Source organism: Streptomyces sp. NPDC002754 (assembly GCF_053592315.1).
Window position 1 is genome coordinate 19,467 of the sequence record NZ_JBSFVM010000004.1, and the last position, 19,664, is coordinate 39,130.

Consider the following 19,664-nt stretch of genomic DNA (forward strand, 5'->3'; position numbering starts at 1 on the left):
CTGTCGTTCGGATCAGGCCTGGCCCGCCTCGTCCTCGACGGTGCGGCGACGGCCCGCGAAGACGCCGACCACGATCTGCGGCACCATCAGCGCGGCCATGAGCGCGATCGGTGCGCCCCAGCCCCCGCTGTGCTGGTAGAGGACGCCGACGAGCAGCGGTCCGGGGATCGAGATCAGGTAGCCGGTGGACTGCGCGAAGGCTGACAGCTTGGCGACACCCGCGCCCGTGCGGGCGCGCATTCCGACCATGGTGAGCGCCAGCGGGAAGGCACAGTTGGAGATGCCGAGCAGCACCGCCCACACCCAGGCGCCGGAGGCCGGGGCGAAGTACAGGCCCGCGTAACCGGCGAGACCGCAGATGCCGAGGGCGATCACCATCGGCCCCTGGCTGGGCAGCCGGGCGGCCATCCTCGGGATGACGAAGCCGAGCGGGATACCCATCGCCATGGTGACGGCGAGCAGCAGACCCGCGGTCGAGGCGGAGACCCCCGAGTCGCGGAAGATCTGCGCCATCCACCCCATCGTGATGTACGCGGCCGTGGCCTGGAGCCCGAAGAAGACGGCGAGCGCCCAGGCGGTACGGCTGCGGGCGATGCGCAGACCGCTGCCTTCGGAGGCCGCCACGGACTCGGCGGCGGGCGAGGCGGCTGCCGCCAGGGTGGCCGTGTCCTTCTTGCCCACGAGCGGCAGCCAGGCCAGGGCCGCCGCGACGGCGAGCACCGTCCACACCGCGAGCCCGGCCTGCCAGCTCCCGCCGAGTGCCGAGGTCACCGGCACCGTCGCGGCGGCCGCGGTGGAGGTGCCGAGCGCGAGGGCCATCGAGTACAGGCCGGTCATGGTGCCGACCTTGTCGGGGAACCAGCGCTTGACGATGACCGGCATCAGCACGTTGCTGACGGCGATGCCCATCAGGGCGAGCGCGCTGGCCACGAGGAAGCCCGGAGTGCCGCCGGTGAACGGGCGGATGACGAGGCCCGCGGCGATGGCGAACATGCCGGCGCAGACGACGGCGCTCGGGCCGAAGCGCTTGGCGAGCCGGGGTGCCATCACGCCGAAGACGGCGAAGCAGAGCGGCGGTACGGAGGTGAGGAGACCGGCGACGCTGCCGCTCATCCCGAGCCCGTCGCGGACCTCTTCGAGGAGGGCGCCGAGGCTGGTGATGGCGGGCCGCAGGTTCACCGCGGCGAGCACGATGCCAACCATGACCAGCCGGACCACCCACGCGCGCGGGGCGGGGTTCTCGGTCCGCAGGGGGGTCTCGGGGTCGGCGCTCGGTGGTGCCATCGTCGGGGTTTCCTCACTAGCCATGAGGCCATCTTAGAATCATGGGATGATTGGTTGTCCAATCGATTCGCTACGGTACGACACCGCCCGCACGACTCCGCACGAAGGAATGTCATGCCGCTGACCTCGCCCCAGCGCTCGGCCCTGTCCGAGCAGGTCATCTCCGCCCTGCGCGCCCAGATCTCCGCGGGCGAGTGGCCGGTGGGCTCCCGCATCCCGACGGAGCCCGAGCTCGTGGAACAGCTGGGTGTGGCCAGGAACACGGTGCGGGAGGCGGTGCGCGCCCTGGCGCACAACGGCCTGTTGGACATCCGGCAGGGCTCGGGCACGTACGTCGTGGCGACGAGTGAGCTGGCGGGCGTCATGCAGCGGCGGTTCGCCGAGGCCGCCCCGCAGGACATCGCCGAGCTGCGCGCCACGCTGGAGTCGAGCGCGGCGAAGTTCGCGGCGGAGCGGCGCACCGAGCGCGACCTGAAGCAGCTCGACGCGCTGCTCGTGCGGCGCGAGGAGGCCTGGTCGTCCGGGGACACGGAGGCGTTCGTGTCGGCGGACGCGACGTTCCACCTGGCCGTGGTGGCCGCGTCCCACAACGAGGTGCTGACGGCGATGTACGCGGACCTCGGCGAGGTCATGCGGGACTGGCTGCGCGAGGACGTCGGCGAGCGGCTCACCGCGGAGAACCACATGGACCACACCACGCTCGTCGACGCGATCCGGGTGGGCGATGCCGAGGCCGCGGCCAAGGAAGCCGCGCGCTATCCGTTCGACTGCCGCCCCGGTCGGCTCACTTCGCGGGCTTGTGGTGACTGACCCACGCGGTCCGCACGTTCTTCCAGCACCGGCCGTCCATCCGTAGCGTCCCGGCCGGGAAGACCGCCTTCGGGCGGGAGTCCGTGTCGATGTCCCACCACTTCGCGCACTCGATGTGCAGGGCGACGCGGTCGATCGTCGGGTACGGGTTGTGGCAGATCGCGCTCACGAGATCCCGGTCGATGTCGATCCGGCACGCGGCGCCGGAAAGCTCCCGCTTCTTGTCGGCCACGCGCGCGTGGCCGCCCTTTTCGGCTGTCGCCCCCTGCGCCGGCGCGCACGCGGCGACGTACGGCAGCGAGAGCAACAGGACGACGACGGCGGCGGTGAAACGGGGGTGCAGACGCACGTAGGGACCTCCTCGCACCAGCGTGCGTGGAGGTCCCTACGGCCCGCCCGGCCGGTGGGCCGAACGAGTGAGCCAGGAGCTGTCAGGCGCCGATGGCGTGCAGACCGCCGTCGACGTGCACGATCTCGCCCGTCGTCTTCGGGAACCAGTCCGAGAGCAGCGCGACGATGGCCTTGCCGGCGGGCTCCGGGTCGTCCAGCTTCCACTCCAGCGGGGAGCGCGAGTCCCACACGGCGGCCAGGTCGCTGAAGCCGGGGATGGACTTGGCGGCCATGGAGCCGAGCGGGCCCGCCGAGACCAGGTTGCTGCGGACGTCGTGCTCGCCCAGGTAACGCGCCATGTAGCGGTTCGTCGCCTCCAGGGCGGCCTTGGCCGGGCCCATCCAGTCGTACTGCGGCCAGGCGAACTGCGCGTCGAAGGTCAGACCCACGACGGAACCGCCCTCGGTCATCAGCGGCAGCAGCGCCATCGTCAGCGACTTCAGCGAGAAGGCGGAGACGTGCATGGCCGTGGAGACGGACTCGAACGGCGTGTTCAGGAAGTTCCCGCCGAGGGCGTCCTGCGGCGCGAAGCCGATGGAGTGCACGACACCGTCGAGCCGGTCACCGAGCTGCTCACGGACCTGGCCCTCAAGGCGGGCGAGGTGCTCGTCGTTGGAGACGTCGAGCTCAAGGACCTTGACCTTCTCCGGGTGGGGCAGCTTCTTGGCGATGCGCTCGGTGAGCGTCGGCCGCGGCCAGGCGGTGAGGATGATCTCCGCACCCTGCTCCTGGGCCAGCTTCGCGGTGTGGAAGGCGATGGAGGACTCCATCAGCACACCGGTGATGAGGATCTTCTTGCCCTCGAGGATTCCAGCCGTGTTCGTCATCGTGTTCAGTGACCCATTCCCAGTCCGCCGTCAACCGGGATGACGGCTCCAGTGATGTACGCGGCGTCGTCGGAGGTCAGGAACTTCACCACTCCGGCGATCTCCTCGACCTGCGCGTACCGGCCGAGCGGCACCTGCGACACGATGCCCTTGCGCTGCTCGTCGGTGAGCGCCTGGGTCATGTCGGTGTCCACGAAACCGGGGGCGACGACGTTGAAGGTGATGTTGCGCGAACCGAGCTCACGGGCGAGCGAGCGCGCGAAACCGACCAGACCCGCCTTCGAAGCGGCGTAGTTCGCCTGCCCCGCCGAGCCGAGCAGGCCGACGACGGAGGAGATCAGCACGACGCGGCCCTTCTTGGCGCGCAGCATGCCGCGGTTGGCGCGCTTCACGACACGGAAGGTGCCGGTGAGGTTGGTGTCGAGGACGGACGTGAAGTCCTCCTCGGACATCCGCATGAGGAGCTGGTCCTTCGTGACGCCCGCGTTGGCGACGAGGACCTCGACGTTGCCGTGCTTCTCCTCGATCTCCTTGTAGGCGGCGTCCACCTGCTGGGAGTCCGTGATGTCGCAGTGGACGCCGAGGGCGCCGGCGTCGACGAGCTCCTTGGGGGGCTCTCCGGAGCGGTAGGTGAAGGCCACCTTGTCGCCCTGCTCCAGGAAGGCGCGGGCGATGGCGAGGCCGATGCCCCGGTTTCCCCCGGTGACGAGAACCGAGCGGCTCAACGGATCACCCTTTCGTTCGGCGGTCAGGTACGTCCTGAACCTATCCGGCCGCGGCACCGGGTGCCGAATCCGGGGACGACAGGGCGAAGGGGTGCTGTCTGTGGGGTTCTCACAGACAGCACGTGTCGTGGTTCACTCACACGCACTGTGCCGCCCGTGCTGTGACAGAAGACGCGCCAGGAAGACTCGACAGAAGGGGAAGCCGCCCATGGCCCATGAGATCGATCAGTCGTTCCTCGCACTGCCCTTGAGGGCACTCGCCGACGCCGCTCTCGCGCGCGCACGCGCGTTGGGAGCCGAGCACGCGGACTTCCGTCTGGAACGGATCCGCGGCGCTTCCGTGCGGCTACGGGACGCCAGGCCGTCGGGGTCCTCCGACAGCACGGACCTGGGGTATGCGGTCCGTGTGGTGCACGGCGGGACCTGGGGGTTCGCCTCCGGTGTCGATCTGACGATGGACGGCGCGGCGCGGGTGGCCTCGCAGGCCGTCGCGATGGCGAAGCTGAGCGCGCAGGTGATCAAGGCGGCGGGGTCCGACGAGCGGGTGGAGCTGGTGTCCGAGCCCGTGCACGCCGACAAGACCTGGGTCTCCTCGTACGAGATCGATCCCTTCACCGTGCCGGAGGAGGAGCGGGCCGGACTGCTCGCCGACTGGAGCGCGCGGCTGCTCTCGGCGGACGGGGTGTCCCACGTGGACGCCTCGCTGTACTGCGTCCATGAGAACAAGTTCTACGCGGACACGGCGGGGACCGTCACGACCCAGCAGCGCGTGCGGCTGCACCCGGAGCTGACCGCGGTCGCCGTGGACGACTCCAGCGGCGAGTTCGACTCCATGCGCACCGTCGCGCCGCCAGTGGGGCGCGGCTGGGAGTACCTCACGGGGACCGGCTGGGACTGGGGCCGGGAGCTCGCCGAGATCCCCGAGCTGCTCGCCGAGAAGATGCGCGCACCGAGCGTCAGGGCGGGCGCGTACGACCTGGTCGTGGACCCGTCCAACCTCTGGCTGACCATCCACGAGTCGATCGGGCACGCGACCGAGCTGGACCGTGCGCTCGGCTACGAAGCGGCGTACGCGGGCACTTCCTTCGCCACCTTCGACCAGTTGGGGAAGCTCAAGTACGGCTCCGAGCTCATGAACGTGACCGGCGACCGGACGGCCGAGCACGGGCTCGCCACCATCGGGTACGACGACGAGGGTGTGGCCGGGCAGTCCTGGGACCTGGTGAAGGACGGGATCCTCGCCGGCTATCAACTCGACCGGCGCATCGCCAAGTTGACCGGCTTCGAGCGTTCCAACGGCTGCGCGTACGCGGACTCCCCCGAGCACGTGCCCGTGCAGCGGATGGCGAATGTGTCGCTGCAACCGGATCCGGGCGGGCTCGCGACGGAGGACCTGATCTCGGGGGTGGAGCGCGGCCTCTACCTGGTGGGTGACCGGTCGTGGTCCATCGACATGCAGCGCTACAACTTCCAGTTCACGGCGCAGCGCGCGTACGCGATCCGGGGCGGGAAGCTCGCCGGGCAGGTGCGGGACTTCGCGTACCAGGCGACGACGACCGACTTCTGGGGTTCCATGGCGGCGGTCGGCGGCCCGCAGACGTACGTCCTCGGCGGCGCCTTCAACTGCGGCAAGGCCCAGCCGGGCCAGGTCGCCTCCGTTTCGCACGGCTGCCCGAGCGCGCTCTTCAAGGGCGTCAACATCCTCAATACGACGCAGGAGGCCGGTCGATGAGCCCGCGTAGCAGCAAGCCGTACGAGATCGTCGAGCGCGCACTCGAACTGTCGCGGGCCGACGGCTGTGTGGTCATCGCCGACGAGACGTCCACCGCCAATCTGCGCTGGGCGGGCAACGCGCTCACCACGAACGGCGTCACGCGCGGGCGCACGCTCACCGTCGTCGCGACGGTCGACGGCAAGGAGGGCACGGCGTCCGGTGTCGTGTCCCGGTCGGCGGTGACCGCGGACGACCTGGAGCCGCTGGTCCGCGCCGCCGAGGAGGCCGCCGCCAAGGCCGGGCCCGCCGAGGACGCGCAGCCGCTGGTCGGCGACGTGGCGCACTCCCCCGGCTTCACGGACGCGCCCGCCGAGACCTCGTCCGCCGTCTTCGTGGACTTCGCGCCGGCGCTCGGCGAGGCGTTCGCGCGGGCCAGGGCGGGCGGCCGCGAGCTGTACGGGTTCGCCAACCACGAGCTGACCAGCAGCTACCTCGGTACGTCGGCGGGGCTGCGGCTGCGTCACGACCAGCCGAACGGGACCCTTGAGCTGAACGCCAAGTCGCACGGACGCAAGCGGTCCGCGTGGGCGGGGCGCTCCACGCGGGACTTCAAGGACGTCGATCCGGCGGCGATGGACGCGGAGCTCGCCACCCGGCTCAGGTGGGCCGAGCGGCGTATCGACCTGCCGGCAGGCCGCTACGAGACGCTGCTGCCGCCGACCGCAGTGGCGGACCTGCTGATCTACCAGATGTGGTCGGCGGGGGCGCGGGACGCGACCGAGGGCCGCACCGTGTTCTCCAAGCCTGGCGGCGGTACACGGCTGGGCGAGCGGCTCAGCGAGCTGCCGCTGACCCTGCGCAGCGATCCGCACGAGCCGGGGCTCGAATCGGCGCCGTTCGTCCTCGCGCACGCCTCCAGTGACGCGTCGTCGGTGTTCGACAACGGGCTGCCGGTCGGCGCCACGGACTGGATCTCCGAGGGCGAGCTCAAGCACCTCACGACGACCCGGCACAGCGCCGCGCTCACCGGGCAGCCCGTCGCCCCGGCGATCGACAACCTGATCCTCGACGGCGGCGGCACGAAGTCCCTCGACGAGATGGTCGCGGGCACCGGTCGCGGGCTGCTGCTCACCTGCCTCTGGTACATCCGGGAGGTCGACCCGGCGACGCTGCTGCTCACAGGGCTCACCCGCGACGGCGTGTACCTCGTGGAGAACGGCGAGGTCGTGGGCGAAGTGAACAACTTCCGGTTCAACGAGTCGCCGGTCGGCCTGCTCGGCCGGGCCACGGAGGCGGGGCGGACGGAGAAGACGCTGCCGAGGGAGTGGGGCGACTGGTTCACTCGGGCCGCGATGCCCGCGCTGCGGGTGCCGGACTTCAACATGAGCTCGGTCAGCCAGGGCGTCTGAGGCCCACGCAGAACAACTCGGTACGGCGATGTCGGTGGCCGCCCATAGACTGGCAGGGTTCCAGCAGACCTCTGTTCCACCTGTTCGAGGAGACCCAGAACCGTGACCGACATCGTCGACGAGCTGAAGTGGCGTGGCCTGTGGGCCCAGTCCACTGACGAGGACGCACTGCGCAAGGCGCTCGCGGACGGTCCGGTCACGTTCTATTGCGGCTTCGACCCGACCGCGGCCTCCCTGCACGTCGGGCACCTGGTGCAGGTCCTCACCATGCGCCGGCTCCAGCAGGCGGGCCTGCGCCCGCTCGCCCTGGTCGGCGGGGCCACGGGCCAGATCGGCGACCCGCGCCCGACGGCGGAGCGCACGCTGAACGATCCGGAGACGATCGCGCTCTGGGTCTCCCGGCTGCGCTCGCAGATCGAGCCGTTCCTCGACTTCGAGGGTGAGAACGCGGCGACGATGGTGAACAACCTGGACTGGACCGCCGGGATGTCCGCGATCGAGTTCCTGCGCGACATCGGCAAGCACTTCCGGGTCAACAAGATGCTGACGAAGGACTCCGTGGCCCGCCGCCTGGAGTCCCAAGAGGGCATCAGCTACACGGAGTTCAGTTACCAGCTCCTCCAGGGCATGGACTTCCTGGAGCTGTACCGCCGCTACGGGTGCACGCTCCAGCAGGGCGGCTCCGACCAGTGGGGCAACCTCACGGCGGGGCTCGACCTGATCCACCGCCTGGAGCCGGACGCGGTGGCGCACTGCCTCGCGACGCCGCTGATGGTGAAGGCGGACGGCACCAAGTTCGGCAAGTCCGAGGGCGGTGCCATCTGGCTCGACCCGCAGATGACGACACCGTACGCGTTCTACCAGTTCTGGCTGAACACGGACGACCGGGACATCTCGAAGTACATGCGCATCCTGTCCTTCAAGTCCCCTGCGGAGCTGGAGGAGTTGGAGCGGCAGACGGAGGAGCGGCCGCAGGCCCGTGCCGCGCAGCGCGCGCTGGCCGAGGAGCTGACGACGCTGGTGCACGGCGCCGACCAGACGGCCGCCGTGATCTCCGCGTCGAAGGCGCTGTTCGGTCAGGGCGACGGAAACCTGGCGGACCTGGACGAGGCGACGCTCGCCGCGGCGCTCTCCGAGCTGCCGAAGGCCGAGGTCGCCGAGCTCGGCCCGGTCGTCGACCTGTTCGCCGAGGTCGGCCTCGTCGCCAGCAAGTCGGCCGCGCGCCGCACCGTGAAGGAGGGCGGCGCGTACGTGAACAACGTCAAGGTCGCCGCCGAGGACTTCGTGCCGGGCGCGGACGAGCTGCTGCACGGGCGGTGGCTGGTGCTGCGGCGCGGCAAGAAGAACCTGGCAGCCGTGGAGGTCAAGGGCGCGTAGGGCCCGTCGTTCGGTTCAGGCCCGAGCACGATGTGCGAGTGTCCCGCACCCTTTCCGGGGTGCGGGACACTCGCACATCGTCTAGGCCTTGCTCTTGTTTCCGCGCAGCGCCACCCACACCCGGTCGCCCACGCCGACCACGACCACCGCTCCGATCAGTTGCAGCAGGTGGCGGATCCAGTCGATGCCCTTGGTGTCGTTGACGCCCAGCCCCGTGGCCGCCCAGTTGCCCAGGACGCTGCCGATGATGCCGAAGACCACTGTCAGCCACAGCGGGATCTGCTGCTTGCCGGGCAGGATCGCCTTCGCGATCAGGCCAAGCACCAAGCCCACGATGATCGCCCACAACCAGCTCATGTCGTCGCCTCCTCGCGCGGTGCGGGACGCCGAACGGTCACCCCGCGCGATCAGTCTCACCGCGTACGCCATACGGCGCATGTCGGACGGCTCCGTACGTGGTATGTCGCAGGCAGCTCTCCCGGGGCGGGCCCGCCCCCGGTCTCGTAGGCGACGCATACCGGGCGTACCGTGGACGCAGTCCGGTCCGGGGAGAGTCCGGCGAGCTGGCGGGTGGTGGAGCGTGATGCGGAAGCGCAAGGACAACGGCGGAGCAGAGGTTTTCCGGATCACGGGAGCCCGGCAAGGGCTGGCCGACGATGTCCGCGGCCGACAGCGTCGCTACATCATCTCGATGTCCGTCCGCACCGTTTCCGTGATTCTCACCGCAGTGCTGTGGAACGTGGAACGGCACGTCGCCATCGTGACGCTGGTGCTCGGCGTACTCCTGCCCTACGTCGCCGTGGTCTTCGCCAACGCGGGCCGGGAGAACGCCCCCGGGCTTCCGTCGACCTTCGTGCCCGCGCCCTCGCGCCCCATGATCTCGCCGGTGCCGTCCGCCGATCCCACGGAATCCGCCCCGGAAGACCGGGCCTGAGCGCGGGTTCACGCCGGCGCACAATCGGTCGACAAAGCTCAAGAAAAGCTCAGATCAATCATGTTGTTCCGGTGCCGGGCGGCGGGTCCCGCGTGACATACTGCGTGAGCGCTCCGCATCCCCCGTCGGAGCGACGGACCGACGCCGGGCAGCTCCCCCCGTGGCTGCTCGGCGTCGCCATTTCCGGGGCGTTTAAGGTTGACGCGTGAACCTCGCGAACCTCTCCGGACCGTCACCCGAAACTCCCCAGTGCTCGGCCAAGGGCTGTCGCGCCGACGCGGTGTGGGTGCTCGCGTGGAACAACCCGAAGCTGCACACTCCGGAGCGCCGCAAGACGTGGCTGGCGTGCGACGAGCACCGCGAGCACCTGGCCAAGTTCCTTGGCGTACGCGGCTTCCTGAAGGATGTCGTGGCGCTGGCGGAGTGGGACGACCCCGAGGCCTCCGAGGGCTGAGGCCTCAGCCGCCGATCGCCGACATCGGGCGGTCCGGCTGCAGGAACGACGGGTCGTCGAGCCCCGAGCCCGCCTTCTTGCCCCACATGGCGCGCTTCCATATGGCGGCCAGCTCCTCGTCCGGCATGTCGGAGCGCAGGGCCGCCCGCAGATCCGTCTCCTCCGTGGCGAACAAGCAGGTGCGGACCTGGCCGTCCGCCGTGAGCCGCGTGCGGTCGCAGGCCGAGCAGAACGGGCGGGTCACCGAGGCGATGACGCCCACCCGGTGCGGCCCTCCGTCCACGATCCACCGCTCGGCAGGCGCGGAGCCCCGCTCGCCGGCCTCTTCCTCGGTGAGCTCGAAGCGCGTACGCAGCGAGGCGAGGATGTCGCCCGCGGTGATCATGCCCTCGCGCTTCCAGCCGTGCTGGGCGTCGAGCGGCATCTGCTCGATGAAGCGCAACTCGTAGTCGTGCTCGACCGCCCAGGCGAGGAGGTCGGGGGCCTCGTCCTCGTTCAGCCCCGGCATCAGGACCGAGTTGACCTTCACCGGCGTCAGGCCCGCGTCGCTCGCCGCTTCGAGGCCCTCGATGACGTCCTTGTGCCGGCTGCGGCGGGTGAGGGTCTTGAAGACATCGGGGCGGAGCGTGTCCAGTGAGACGTTGACCCGGTCGAGGCCCGCCTCCTTGAGCGCCTGCGCCGTGCGCTTCAACCCGATCCCGTTCGTCGTCAGGGACATCTTCGGGCGGTTCTCAAGGGCCGCGACCCGCTCGACGATGCCGACCAGACCGGGCCTGAGCAGGGGCTCGCCGCCGGTGAAACGGACGTCGGTGATGCCGAGGTCGGTGACCGCGATGCGGATGAGGCGGACGATCTCGTCGTCGTCGAGCAGATCGGGCTTGGCCAGCCACTGCAGGCCCTCTTCGGGCATGCAGTACGTACACCGCAGATTGCACCTGTCGGTCAGCGAGACCCGCAGGTCGGTTGCCACTCGGCCGAAAGTGTCGATGAGCACGTGGGCCCCCTCCCTCAGCGTGTTCTTGCGTACTGATCCCGAGCCTACGTGACGGCGCTGACAGCGGCAGGCCTGCGAACAGACGAGTGTGCCGTGCCCCGCCTCGTAGATCCCTACGAGGCGGGGCACGGCACACGGGGACGGAGCAGGTCAGTGGGCTCCGGTGCCCGTCAGGGAGCGGACCTCGAGCTCGGCGTACTTGCCCTTGTCGGCCTTCTCCTTGGCGACGTAGGTGCCGATGATGCCCAGCAGGAAGCCGACCGGGATCGAGATGATGCCCGGGTTCTCCAGCGGGAACCAGTGGAAGTCGACGCCCTTGAACATGGAGGTCTTCTCGTTGCCCGAGACGACGGGCGAGAAGAAGACGAGGAAGACCGCCGTGAACAGGCCGCCGTAGATCGACCAGAGCGCGCCGTTGGTGTTGAACCGCTTCCAGAAGAGGGAGTACAGGAGCGTCGGCAGGTTCGCGGAGGCCGCGACCGCGAAGGCCAGGGCGACGAGGCCCGCCACGTTCAGGTCGCGGGCGAGCGCGCCGAGGGCGATCGAGACGATGCCGATGAAGACGGTGGCCCAGCGGGCCGCCTTCATCTCCTGCTTCTCGGACGCCTGCCCCCTCTTGATGACGTTCGCGTAGATGTCGTGCGCGAACGAGGAGGACGAGGCGAGGGTCAGGCCCGCGACGACCGCGAGGATCGTGGCGAAGGCGACCGCGGAGATGGAGGCGAGCAGGATCGCGCCCCAGCTGGAGTCGACGCCGCCCAAATGGAGCGCCAGCAGGGGTGCCGCCGTATTGCCCGCCGGGTTGGAGGCGATGATCTCGTCCGGCTTGATGAGCGCGGCCGCGCCGAAGCCGAGCGCGATCGTCATCAGGTAGAAGGCGCCGATGATGCCGATGGCCCAGTTGACGGACTTACGGGCGGCCTTGGCGGTGGGCACCGTGTAGAAGCGGATCAGGATGTGCGGCAGGCCCGCCGTGCCGAGCACGAGCGCGATGCCGAGCGAGATGAAGTCGATCTTCGACGTCGAGGTGAGGCCGTACTTCAGTCCGGGCTCCAGGAACGCCGAACCCTTGCCGCTGTTCTCGGCCGCCGTGCCCAGCAGGTCCGAGATGTTGAAGTTGAACTTCAGCAGGACGAGGAAGGTCAGCAGGATCGTGCCCGCGATGAGGAGCACCGCCTTGACCATCTGCACCCAGGTGGTGCCCTTCATGCCGCCGATGGTGACGTACACGATCATCAGGACGCCGACGAGCGCGACGATGAGGATCTTGCCCGCGTCCGTGGTGATGCCGAGCAGCAGCGAGACGAGGACGCCCGCGCCCGCCATCTGCGCGAGCAGGTAGAAGATCGAGACGACGATCGTCGAGACACCGGCCGCCGTGCGCACAGGGCGCTGGCGCATCCGGTAGGCGAGGACGTCGCCCATCGTGTAGCGGCCGGAGTTGCGCAGCGGTTCGGCGACGAGGAGCAGGGCGACGAGCCAGGCGACCAGGAAGCCGATCGAGTAGAGGAAGCCGTCGTAGCCGAAGAGGGCGATGGCGCCGGCGATGCCGAGGAAGGACGCGGCGGACATGTAGTCGCCGGAGACCGCGAGACCGTTCTGGAAGGCGGTGAACTGGCGGCCGCCCGCGTAGAAGTCGGACGCGCTCTTGGTCTGGCGGCCCGCCCAGACGGTGATGACGAGGGTCGCGAGGACGAACACCGCGAACAGGCTGATGATCAGCGGCCGGTGCTCGCTCGCCTCGGCGGCCAGGGTCACCTGTTGTGACATGTGGGGGTTCACGCGCCGCCCTCCAGACGGGACTTGATGGCCTCGGCCTTCGGGTCGAGCTTGGTGGCGGCGTGCCGCGAGTACCACCAGGCGATGAGGAACGTGGTCAGGAACTGGGCGAGCCCGAGGACGAGGGCGACGTTGATGTTGCCGAACAACTTGGTGCCCATGAAGTCGCCCGCGTAGCTCGACAGCAGCACGTACACGAGGTACCACGCGATGAACGCGATGGTCAGCGGGAAGGCGAACGAGCGGTGCGCGCGGCGCAGTTCACCGAACTCCGCGCCTTCCTGCACCTCGATGAAATTCTCGGTGGAGGGCAGCGCGGGCCCGTCGTGCGGGCTGCCCTGCTGCGGTGGTGGTGCGTCGGTGGCCACGGACTCTCCTCATGATGGGGTGCTGCTGTATCTCACCTCGGCGTGATCTGGATCACGCGGGCCGGGTCGCGATGGTAGAGCGCCCCGCCCCCTTGCACAACGGCACGGGAGCACGAGCGTGGTGGTTCAACTCGCCTTGATTCTTTCGGGATTCATTGATGAACCGCGCTGGCCAGGGATACGTTCACACCGCACTACGCGTCATGTACCTGCCCAGGACGCACTCGTGTACCGGGCATTTCCATAAACGACGGATGATGTGGAGACCCCATGGCTCATCTGCCTGGCAGACGCCGGCTGGCCCTCGCCCTGCCGATCGGCATCGCGCTGACAGCCTCCTTCGGCTTCCTGCCGACGGCGGTCGCGGCACCCGACTCCCACGCGGTAACGGCCGGTTCGAGCAGCTCGGCCTCCTCACTCACGTACGTGGTGAACACGCGCGGCACCGATGCCCGCACGATCTCCTCAGTGGGCAAGGCGATATCCGCGGCGGACGGCTCCATAGTCGCGACGTACGCGAAGATCGGCGTCTTCGTCGTGCAGTCCTCGAACGCCGACTTCGGCAAGCGAATACGCGCGGCGAAGGGAGTGGCCACGGCGGGCGCGACCCGCACAGCGCCGCTCAGCCCGGCCGGCACCACCGAAGAGGGCGCCGTCCAGAAGCTGTCGAAGACGGACGCCAAGTCCGTTGCCGCGCAGGCCACTTCCGCGCAGGAGCCGCTCGAGGCCGACCAGTGGGACCTGCGGGCGATGGGCGCCGACAAGGCCGCGAAGATCAACCCGGGCAGTAAGAGGGTCACGGTCGGCGTCATCGACACCGGCGTGGACGACACCCACCCCGACCTCGCCCCGAACTTCTCCGCGTCGCAGTCCGCGAACTGTGTCGGCGGCAAGGCGGACACCTCGCCGGGCGCCTGGCGGCCCGCGAACCCGGACCACTACCACGGCACGCACGTCGCAGGTGAGATCGCCGCCGCACGCAACGGGATCGGCGTCGCCGGTGTCGCGCCCGGCGTCAAGGTCGCGGGCATCAAGGTGGCCGACCCGGTCAGCGAGCTGTTCTACCCGGAGAGCGTGGTCTGCGCCTTCGTGTTCGCCGCGGACCACGGCATCGAGGTCACCAACAACAGCTACTACGTGGACCCGTGGCAGTACAACTGCATGGACGATCCCGACCAGCGGGCCATCGTCGACGCGGTCAACCGGGCCCAGCTGTACGCCCAGAAGAAGGGCACCCTGAACCTGGCGTCCGCGGGCAACTCCAACCACGACCTCGACGCCGACGCGATCGTGGACGACACGAGCCCCGACGACTCGACGCCGGTGAACCGCACGATCGACCCGCACACCTGCTTCGACATCCCCACCCAGCTGCCGGGTGTCGTCACGGTGAGCGCGACGGGCGTGACCAAGGCCAAGTCGTACTACTCGACGTACGGCAACGGTGTCATCGACATCGCGGCCCCGGGCGGCGACAAGTACAAGAAGCCGGCCGACACCCCGTCGCAGGACGGCCGCATCCTGTCCACGCTGCCGGGCAACCAGTACGGCTGGCTGCAGGGAACGTCGATGGCATCGCCGCACGCCGCGGGCGTCGCCGCGCTCCTCAAGTCGACGCATCCGAAGGCCACTCCGGCGCAGCTGCAGTCCCTCATGAAGGCGCAGGCCGACAAGGAGGCGTGCCCGACCGCGTACGACGGGGACGGCGACGGCACGGTCGACGCGGTCTGCGAAGGCCCCGAGCGGCGCAACGGCTTCTACGGGTACGGGATCGTCGACGCGCTGAAGGCCGTCAAGTAGGCCGTCAAGTAGCCCGTTTAGTGGCCCACTCCGTACGAAACATGTGAGTCGAACAGGGGGCGGGTGGCGCACGCCACCCGCCCCCTGCGTGTGCCGACCGTGTGCCGGGCCAAGTGCTGCGCGATAGTGCGGACATGACACATGCGCCCCATGCACCGGTCGACACCCGGGCCGCGTGGGCGGCGCTCGGCGGCGACCCCGCCCTGCTCGCCCGCGTTTCGTACCGCACGCGCGCGGGTGCGCTGCCCGCCCGCCTCCCCGTCGTCGACCTGGCCAGGTCCTGTGTCGGCTGCTGCTCCCTCGCCGCTGCCGAACTGGCCGCCACGCGTGCGAGGCACCCCCTCGGCGCCATCCGGGTGCGCGTCGACGACGGCGCGGTGGCCACCGCGTTCACCAGCGAGCGGCATCTGCTGATCGACGGGCGCGCGCCGGTCAACTTCGCGCCGCTGTCGCGCTTCTGGCGCACGCGGGACGGCTGGCTGCGCACCCACGCGAACTATCCGCACCACCGGGCGCGACTGTGCGCGGCCCTCGGGGTCGGCGTGGACGCGACCGTGGACGAGGTGGCGCCGCTGCTCGCGGAGCGCTCCGCGCCGGAGGTCGAGGAGACGGTCCACGCGGCCGGTGGCCTGGCTGTCGCGCTGCGCACGCCCGAGGAGTGGGCGGCGCATCCGCAGGGCGCCCAGGTGGCGGCCCAGCCGCTCCTGACGCTCGACCGGGTGGACACGGCGCCGGTCCGGACGCTGTCGCGCGGGGTGCTCTCGCCCGCGGCCGGGATCCGGGTCCTCGACCTCACGCGCGTCATCGCGGGTCCTGTCGCCACCCGCACCCTGGCGCTGCTCGGCGCGGACGTGCTGCGGGTGGACGCGCCGCAGCTGCCGGAGGCGGCGGACGCGCACGCCGACACCGGTTTCGGCAAGCGTTCGGCCCGCCTCGACCTGACGGACGCGGCGGACCGGCGCACGTTCGACGAGTTGCTCGCGGGCGCGGACGTGGTGGTCACGGGGTACCGGCCCGGCGCGCTCGACCGGTTCGGGCTCGCTCCGGAGGCGCTCGCGGAGCGGCGGCCGGGGCTCGTGGTGGCGGCGCTGTCGGCCTGGGGCGGGTACGGGCCGTGGAACGGGCGGCGCGGCTTCGACAGCCTCGTCCAGGTGGCGTCGGGCATCGCGGCGGCCGAGGGCTCCGCCGCGCGCCCCGGAGCGCTGCCCGCGCAGGCGCTCGACCACGGTACGGGCTATCTGCTCGCGGCGGCGGTGCTGCGCGCGCTCACCGAGCAAACGGCGCGGGGCGGTTCGCGGGTGGTGCGGCTCGCGCTCGCGCAGACGGCTGCTTGGCTCGTCCAAGGAGCGCACCCGGGAGAGTACGGCGAGCGCGCGGAGCCGTACGAGGCGGGCGACCCTGCCGCCTGGCTGACCGAGGCGGACAGCCCGATCGGGCGCCTGCGGCACGCCCTGCCACCCTTGTCGTTCGACGGCGGCCCCGCGAACTGGGCGCGCCCTCCCGGCTGTTGGGGCAGCGACGATGCCGGGTGGCTGCCGGCGGGGTGAACCAAGGGGTCGCGAAATCGCGTCCTACGTAGTCGTGAACCGACACAGCGCAGCACCGGAGCCGGCCTCTGACGGTCCGGATTCGCATGCCCCACTTGTTGGTCTGCGCTTGCCGGAATCAGGGTCGCCTGGTGAAGATCCAGTGGTGAGTTCCATACCGCCGCCCACCGAGGCCCCCGTTTCCGTCGGGGCCGACGTCTCCCTGCGCAGACCCGGCGCGGGGCGCGCCGTCGCCGTGCTCGTACTCGTCGCCGTGGCCGCGCTGATCCCGCTGCTGGGGCCGCGCGCCGCCCTCGACGGCACCGGTGAGGCAGCGGCGCCCGGCGTCGGCGTGATCGCGCTCCTGCGTGCGGTCCTGTTCGCGGCGTTGTGCGTCCAGGCGGGCGAGGTGTTCGCGGGGTTCCTCGCCCGCAGGGTGGACCCGTCGCGGGAGCCGCCCCGCATCTGGTCGGCGTACGCGCCGTGGGCCGGGTTCGCGGCCGCGCTCGGGCTCGCCTCCGTGGTGGCGTCCGGGAACCTGATTCCGCACAGCGTCGCGGCCCTAGACATCGGTGGCCTGGGCGGGACACGTGACGGCACGCTCGCGCTGGTGGAGGTCAACGGCTTCCTGCTCGCGGGCCTGTGCGCCAGGCGGCGTCCCGCGACGGCGCTCCTCCCCCTGGCCGCCGTGGCCGTCGCAGAGGCGCTGCGGGCGCACCCTGCGGCCGAGGACGGCGCGCTGCTCGGGTCGGGTCTCACCCTGGTCCATCTGACCTGCGCCGCCCTGTGGGTGGGCGGGCTGCTGTACGTGCTGCGCACAACGCACGCCTGGCGCACGACCGCCCCCGAGGCGGGCACGGCACTTCTCGGCCTCTACGCGCGCGTGGCCGCGGCGCTGCTCGCGGCCATCACCGCGACGGGCGTGTGCAGCACCCTGCGCCGGATGCCGCCGAGCACGATCCTCGACCAGTTGGCGACGACGGCGTACGGGCGCGTGCTGCTCGCGAAGGTGCTCCTCGTCGCCGTCGTCGCAGGACTCGCCCTGGCGGCGCGGCTGCGGCTGCGCCGCGCCCCGGACCGCGGGAACGCCTACGCGCCCGCCCGCGCGGAGATCGTGATCCTGACGGTCGTGGTGGCGGTGTCGGCGGCGTTGACGGCGCTGCCGGTGCCGATCCGCTGGTGAGCGATCGCCTTATACAGAAGGCGAGTCGCTCACGGCAGCAGGCGGTGCCGGGCCGCCGCGGCCACCGCGCCCGCCCGGGTCCGCACACCGAGCTTGGCGTACACACGCCCCAGGTGGGTCTTGACCGTGGCCTCGCTGAGGAACAGGTCCCGGGCGATCTCCCGGTTGCCAAGACCCTGCGCAAGGCCGGCCAGGACATCGCGTTCGCGTTCGGTGAGCGCGGGCCCGGGGGCACGCAGCCTGGACACCACCCGGTCGGCGACCGCGCTCGACAGCGAGGTGCGTCCCACGGCGGCATCCCGGATCGCCGCGAACAGCCGGTCCGGCCGCTCGGCCTTGAGCAGATACCCGGTGGCTCCCGCGGCGACGGCGCGGGCGATGTCCGCGTCGGTGTCGAACATGGTGAGGACCAGCACACGCGGGGCCTCCCCGGCCTCGGACGCGGTCAGCCGCCGGGTGGCCTCCACGCCGTCCATGCCGGTGCCCAGTTGCAGGTCCATGAGGACCACGTCCGGGCGCAGCGCCTCGGCCATCGCGAGGGCGTCCTCGCCGCTGCCCGCCTCCCCGATCACCTCGATGCCCTCGGTACTGGACAGCAGGGCACGCAGCCCGGCGCACACGACGGCGTGGTCGTCGCAGAGCAGGACCCGTACGGTGGGGCTCACGCCGTCCCCCTGACGTTTCCGCCGCGGTCCGCGGGCAGCGGCACGGACATCGTCACCACCGTCCCCTCGCCCGGCACCGACTCCACGTCGAGTGTCCCGCCCGCCTGCCGCGCCCGGTTCCGCATGCCCGGGAGGCCGTGGCCCCGGGTCCCGGACAGGCCGCGGCGGGGCGGCCTGTCCGCGTCGAAGCCTCGTCCGTCGTCGGCGATGTCCACGGTGATCCGGTCCTCCAGGCAGGTCAGGGTGATGACGGCCCGACGCGCCCCGGCGTGCTCCCGTACGTTGGCCAGAGCCTGCTGGGTCACTCGCAGCAGCGCGGTCTCCGCCGGTCCCGGCAGCGGGCCGGGAGCACCGGGCTCGGCGTCGAGCCGGAACTCGACGACTGGCCGGGGCACTTCGGCCGGCCCCGGCATCCCGCCCGGTTCGGCCAGTTCGCGCAGTGCCTGGACGAGGGAACTGCCGGCGAGGTCGAGCGGGGTGAGGTCGCGGACGAACCGGCGGACCTCGGCGAGCGCGCGGTCGGCCGTGCCCGCGGCGTCCTGTACGTGGGCGTGCGCGGTGTCCGGTGCGGTGTGCCAGTGCCGTTCGGCGGCCTGGAGCAGCATCCGCTGGCTGGACAGGCTCTGGGCGAGGATGTCGTGGATCTCCGCCGACAGGCGTTGGCGCTCCGCCAGGACGCCCGCGTGCCGTTCGGTGGCGGCCAGTTCGCCGCGGGCGCGCACCAGGTCGTCGATGAGCACGCGCTGCCGGTCGGTCAGCCGCCGGGCGTCGACCAGGACGGCGGTGGCGATCGTGCCGAGGGCCACCGGGGCGAGCACCAGATTGGGGTTGAACCCGCCGGTGGCCACCCGCAGTTCGGTGGCGACCACCAGCACGACGAGGACGGCGGCCAGCGGCACCGCGATCCGGACCGGCAGCCGGTGCAGGCCGATGAAGAGCAGCGGCATGGTGCACCAGGTGGCGCTCGGTTCCAGGGCGAGCAGTACAAGCCAGACGGCGAGGACGGCGGCCAGCCAGAGCAGATGGCGGGCGGTGGGCCGCCCGCCGTGCTGGGGCGCGGGAGCCAGTGCCTGGCCGGCCACGTAGAGCGCCCCGAAGACGAGGAACAGGGCGAGCACCAAGACCATGCGCCCGGTGGTCGGGCCGCGGGTCAGCAGCCGGACGACCGCGCCCGCGAGCAGCAGGGCAAACGCGGCGTGCAGGGCGGTGGTCAGCCACCGCGGGCCGGCGTCCGGCCGCGTGTCCGCTCGTTCCACCGTTTCCCCATCGCCTCGCCCGTACCGTCCGACCACGTATATCCGCACGCGGCGTTGGGGACATCATCCGATCGGCTGACATCGGTACGGCCCGGCGGGACCCCCCGACGCAGCCGCACGTCCGAAGAGGCGGCGCGGGGCGGCCGTGAGACTTCCGGTACACGGCCCC

The 19,664-nt window shown here is 70.9% G+C and carries 19 protein-coding genes; 9 read left to right on the top strand and 10 right to left on the bottom strand.

Going from position 1 to position 19,664, the window contains the following annotated elements; genetic code table 11:
- Positions 1-12: 12 nt before the first annotated feature.
- Positions 13-1,308: a CynX/NimT family MFS transporter gene (locus ACWD2L_RS12165; protein WP_451189420.1), complete on the bottom strand. Its 1,296-nt coding sequence runs from the start codon at positions 1,306-1,308 to the stop codon at positions 13-15.
- Positions 1,309-1,398: 90 nt separating this feature from the next.
- Between ACWD2L_RS12165 and ACWD2L_RS12170 the strand changes: the two genes are divergently transcribed.
- Positions 1,399-2,094, top strand: coding sequence for a FadR/GntR family transcriptional regulator (locus ACWD2L_RS12170; RefSeq protein ID WP_351336426.1), 696 nt, complete (start codon positions 1,399-1,401; stop codon positions 2,092-2,094).
- Here the strand turns inward: ACWD2L_RS12170 and ACWD2L_RS12175 are convergent.
- The 3 genes from ACWD2L_RS12175 to fabG all read right to left on the bottom strand — a co-directional run bounded on the left by ACWD2L_RS12175 (position 2,069) and on the right by fabG (position 4,036).
- Positions 2,069-2,443, bottom strand: coding sequence for a hypothetical protein (locus ACWD2L_RS12175; RefSeq protein ID WP_351336428.1), 375 nt, complete (start codon positions 2,441-2,443; stop codon positions 2,069-2,071). The two genes, ACWD2L_RS12170 and ACWD2L_RS12175, sit on opposite strands and share 26 nt — an antisense overlap.
- 82 nt (positions 2,444-2,525) lie before the next feature.
- On the bottom strand, positions 2,526-3,311 hold the full coding sequence (gene fabI / locus ACWD2L_RS12180) for an enoyl-ACP reductase FabI (protein ID WP_351336430.1): 786 nt from the start codon (positions 3,309-3,311) through the stop codon (positions 2,526-2,528).
- Between the two features lie 5 nt (positions 3,312-3,316).
- Complete coding sequence (gene fabG / locus ACWD2L_RS12185; protein ID WP_351336432.1) at positions 3,317-4,036, bottom strand: 3-oxoacyl-[acyl-carrier-protein] reductase; 720 nt, start codon at positions 4,034-4,036, stop codon at positions 3,317-3,319.
- A 208-nt stretch (positions 4,037-4,244) separates the two neighbouring features.
- Between fabG and ACWD2L_RS12190 the strand changes: the two genes are divergently transcribed.
- From ACWD2L_RS12190 to tyrS, 3 genes are all read left to right on the top strand, one after another.
- Positions 4,245-5,768: a TldD/PmbA family protein gene (locus tag ACWD2L_RS12190; RefSeq protein ID WP_351336435.1), complete on the top strand. Its 1,524-nt coding sequence runs from the start codon at positions 4,245-4,247 to the stop codon at positions 5,766-5,768.
- A complete protein-coding gene (locus tag ACWD2L_RS12195; RefSeq protein WP_351336437.1) occupies positions 5,765-7,159 on the top strand; it encodes a metallopeptidase TldD-related protein in 1,395 nt (464 codons plus the stop codon). The genes ACWD2L_RS12190 and ACWD2L_RS12195 overlap by 4 nt, the downstream gene beginning before the upstream one ends.
- Positions 7,160-7,261: 102 nt before the next feature.
- Positions 7,262-8,536 (top strand): tyrosine--tRNA ligase, encoded by a 1,275-nt coding sequence (tyrS, locus tag ACWD2L_RS12200; protein WP_351336439.1) that lies wholly within the window; start codon positions 7,262-7,264, stop codon positions 8,534-8,536.
- An 81-nt stretch (positions 8,537-8,617) separates the two neighbouring features.
- On the opposite strand, the gene ACWD2L_RS12205 is transcribed toward tyrS, so the two are convergent.
- Positions 8,618-8,893, bottom strand: a complete 276-nt coding sequence (locus ACWD2L_RS12205; protein ID WP_351336442.1) for a GlsB/YeaQ/YmgE family stress response membrane protein — start codon at positions 8,891-8,893, stop codon at positions 8,618-8,620.
- Between the two features lie 226 nt (positions 8,894-9,119).
- On the opposite strand from ACWD2L_RS12205, the gene ACWD2L_RS12210 reads away from it, so the two are divergent.
- Together ACWD2L_RS12210 and ACWD2L_RS12215 are read left to right on the top strand one after the other, a co-directional pair.
- The gene (locus ACWD2L_RS12210) at positions 9,120-9,470 is read left to right on the top strand and encodes a DUF3099 domain-containing protein (RefSeq protein ID WP_351336445.1); all 351 of its coding nucleotides are present in this window, start codon (positions 9,120-9,122) and stop codon (positions 9,468-9,470) included.
- 205 nt (positions 9,471-9,675) lie between these two features.
- Positions 9,676-9,924 carry a hypothetical protein gene (locus tag ACWD2L_RS12215; protein ID WP_351336448.1) on the top strand — a complete coding sequence of 83 codons (249 nt, stop codon included), beginning with the start codon at positions 9,676-9,678 and terminating at the stop codon, positions 9,922-9,924.
- Between the two features lie 4 nt (positions 9,925-9,928).
- Here the strand turns inward: ACWD2L_RS12215 and moaA are convergent, their stop codons facing one another.
- From moaA to ACWD2L_RS12230, 3 genes are all read right to left on the bottom strand, one after another.
- The gene (gene moaA / locus ACWD2L_RS12220; RefSeq protein ID WP_351336450.1) at positions 9,929-10,918 is read right to left on the bottom strand and encodes a GTP 3',8-cyclase MoaA; all 990 of its coding nucleotides are present in this window, start codon (positions 10,916-10,918) and stop codon (positions 9,929-9,931) included.
- 150 nt (positions 10,919-11,068) lie between these two features.
- Positions 11,069-12,688 carry a solute symporter family protein gene (locus tag ACWD2L_RS12225; RefSeq protein ID WP_351336548.1) on the bottom strand — a complete coding sequence of 540 codons (1,620 nt, stop codon included), beginning with the start codon at positions 12,686-12,688 and terminating at the stop codon, positions 11,069-11,071.
- A gap of 8 nt (positions 12,689-12,696) precedes the next feature.
- Positions 12,697-13,065, bottom strand: a complete 369-nt coding sequence (locus ACWD2L_RS12230) for a DUF485 domain-containing protein (protein WP_351336453.1) — start codon at positions 13,063-13,065, stop codon at positions 12,697-12,699.
- 270 nt (positions 13,066-13,335) lie between these two features.
- Between ACWD2L_RS12230 and ACWD2L_RS12235 the strand changes: the two genes are divergently transcribed.
- The 3 genes from ACWD2L_RS12235 (at position 13,336) to ACWD2L_RS12245 (ending at position 17,574) form a co-directional block, all read left to right on the top strand.
- Positions 13,336-14,865, top strand: coding sequence for a S8 family serine peptidase (locus ACWD2L_RS12235; protein WP_351336456.1), 1,530 nt, complete (start codon positions 13,336-13,338; stop codon positions 14,863-14,865).
- 134 nt (positions 14,866-14,999) lie between these two features.
- On the top strand, positions 15,000-16,412 hold the full coding sequence (locus ACWD2L_RS12240) for a CoA transferase (RefSeq protein ID WP_351336458.1): 1,413 nt from the start codon (positions 15,000-15,002) through the stop codon (positions 16,410-16,412).
- 145 nt (positions 16,413-16,557) lie between these two features.
- Entirely contained in the window at positions 16,558-17,574 is a 1,017-nt protein-coding gene (locus ACWD2L_RS12245) for a CopD family protein (RefSeq protein ID WP_451189429.1), read from the top strand.
- 29 nt (positions 17,575-17,603) lie between these two features.
- Here the strand turns inward: ACWD2L_RS12245 and ACWD2L_RS12250 are convergent, their stop codons facing one another.
- Positions 17,604-18,239 (bottom strand): response regulator transcription factor, encoded by a 636-nt coding sequence (locus tag ACWD2L_RS12250; protein ID WP_351336461.1) that lies wholly within the window; start codon positions 18,237-18,239, stop codon positions 17,604-17,606.
- A complete protein-coding gene (locus ACWD2L_RS12255) occupies positions 18,236-19,495 on the bottom strand; it encodes a sensor histidine kinase (protein ID WP_351336464.1) in 1,260 nt (419 codons plus the stop codon). The genes ACWD2L_RS12250 and ACWD2L_RS12255 overlap by 4 nt, the downstream gene beginning before the upstream one ends.
- Positions 19,496-19,664: the final 169 nt, after the last annotated feature.

Excerpts from the sequence above, each read along its gene's own strand:
- ACWD2L_RS12165 (WP_451189420.1), bottom strand. The coding sequence starts at position 1,308 with ATGGCTAGTGAGGAAACCCCGACGATGGCACCACCGAGCGCCGACCCC.
- ACWD2L_RS12170 (WP_351336426.1), top strand. The coding sequence starts at position 1,399 with ATGCCGCTGACCTCGCCCCAGCGCTCGGCCCTGTCCGAGCAGGTCATC.
- fabI (WP_351336430.1), bottom strand. The coding sequence starts at position 3,311 with ATGACGAACACGGCTGGAATCCTCGAGGGCAAGAAGATCCTCATCACC.
- ACWD2L_RS12190 (WP_351336435.1), top strand. The coding sequence starts at position 4,245 with ATGGCCCATGAGATCGATCAGTCGTTCCTCGCACTGCCCTTGAGGGCA.
- ACWD2L_RS12195 (WP_351336437.1), top strand. The coding sequence starts at position 5,765 with ATGAGCCCGCGTAGCAGCAAGCCGTACGAGATCGTCGAGCGCGCACTC.
- ACWD2L_RS12205 (WP_351336442.1), bottom strand. The coding sequence starts at position 8,893 with ATGAGCTGGTTGTGGGCGATCATCGTGGGCTTGGTGCTTGGCCTGATC.
- ACWD2L_RS12210 (WP_351336445.1), top strand. The coding sequence starts at position 9,120 with ATGCGGAAGCGCAAGGACAACGGCGGAGCAGAGGTTTTCCGGATCACG.
- ACWD2L_RS12225 (WP_351336548.1), bottom strand. The coding sequence starts at position 12,688 with ATGTCACAACAGGTGACCCTGGCCGCCGAGGCGAGCGAGCACCGGCCG.
- ACWD2L_RS12235 (WP_351336456.1), top strand. The coding sequence starts at position 13,336 with ATGGCTCATCTGCCTGGCAGACGCCGGCTGGCCCTCGCCCTGCCGATC.
- ACWD2L_RS12240 (WP_351336458.1), top strand. The coding sequence starts at position 15,000 with ATGACACATGCGCCCCATGCACCGGTCGACACCCGGGCCGCGTGGGCG.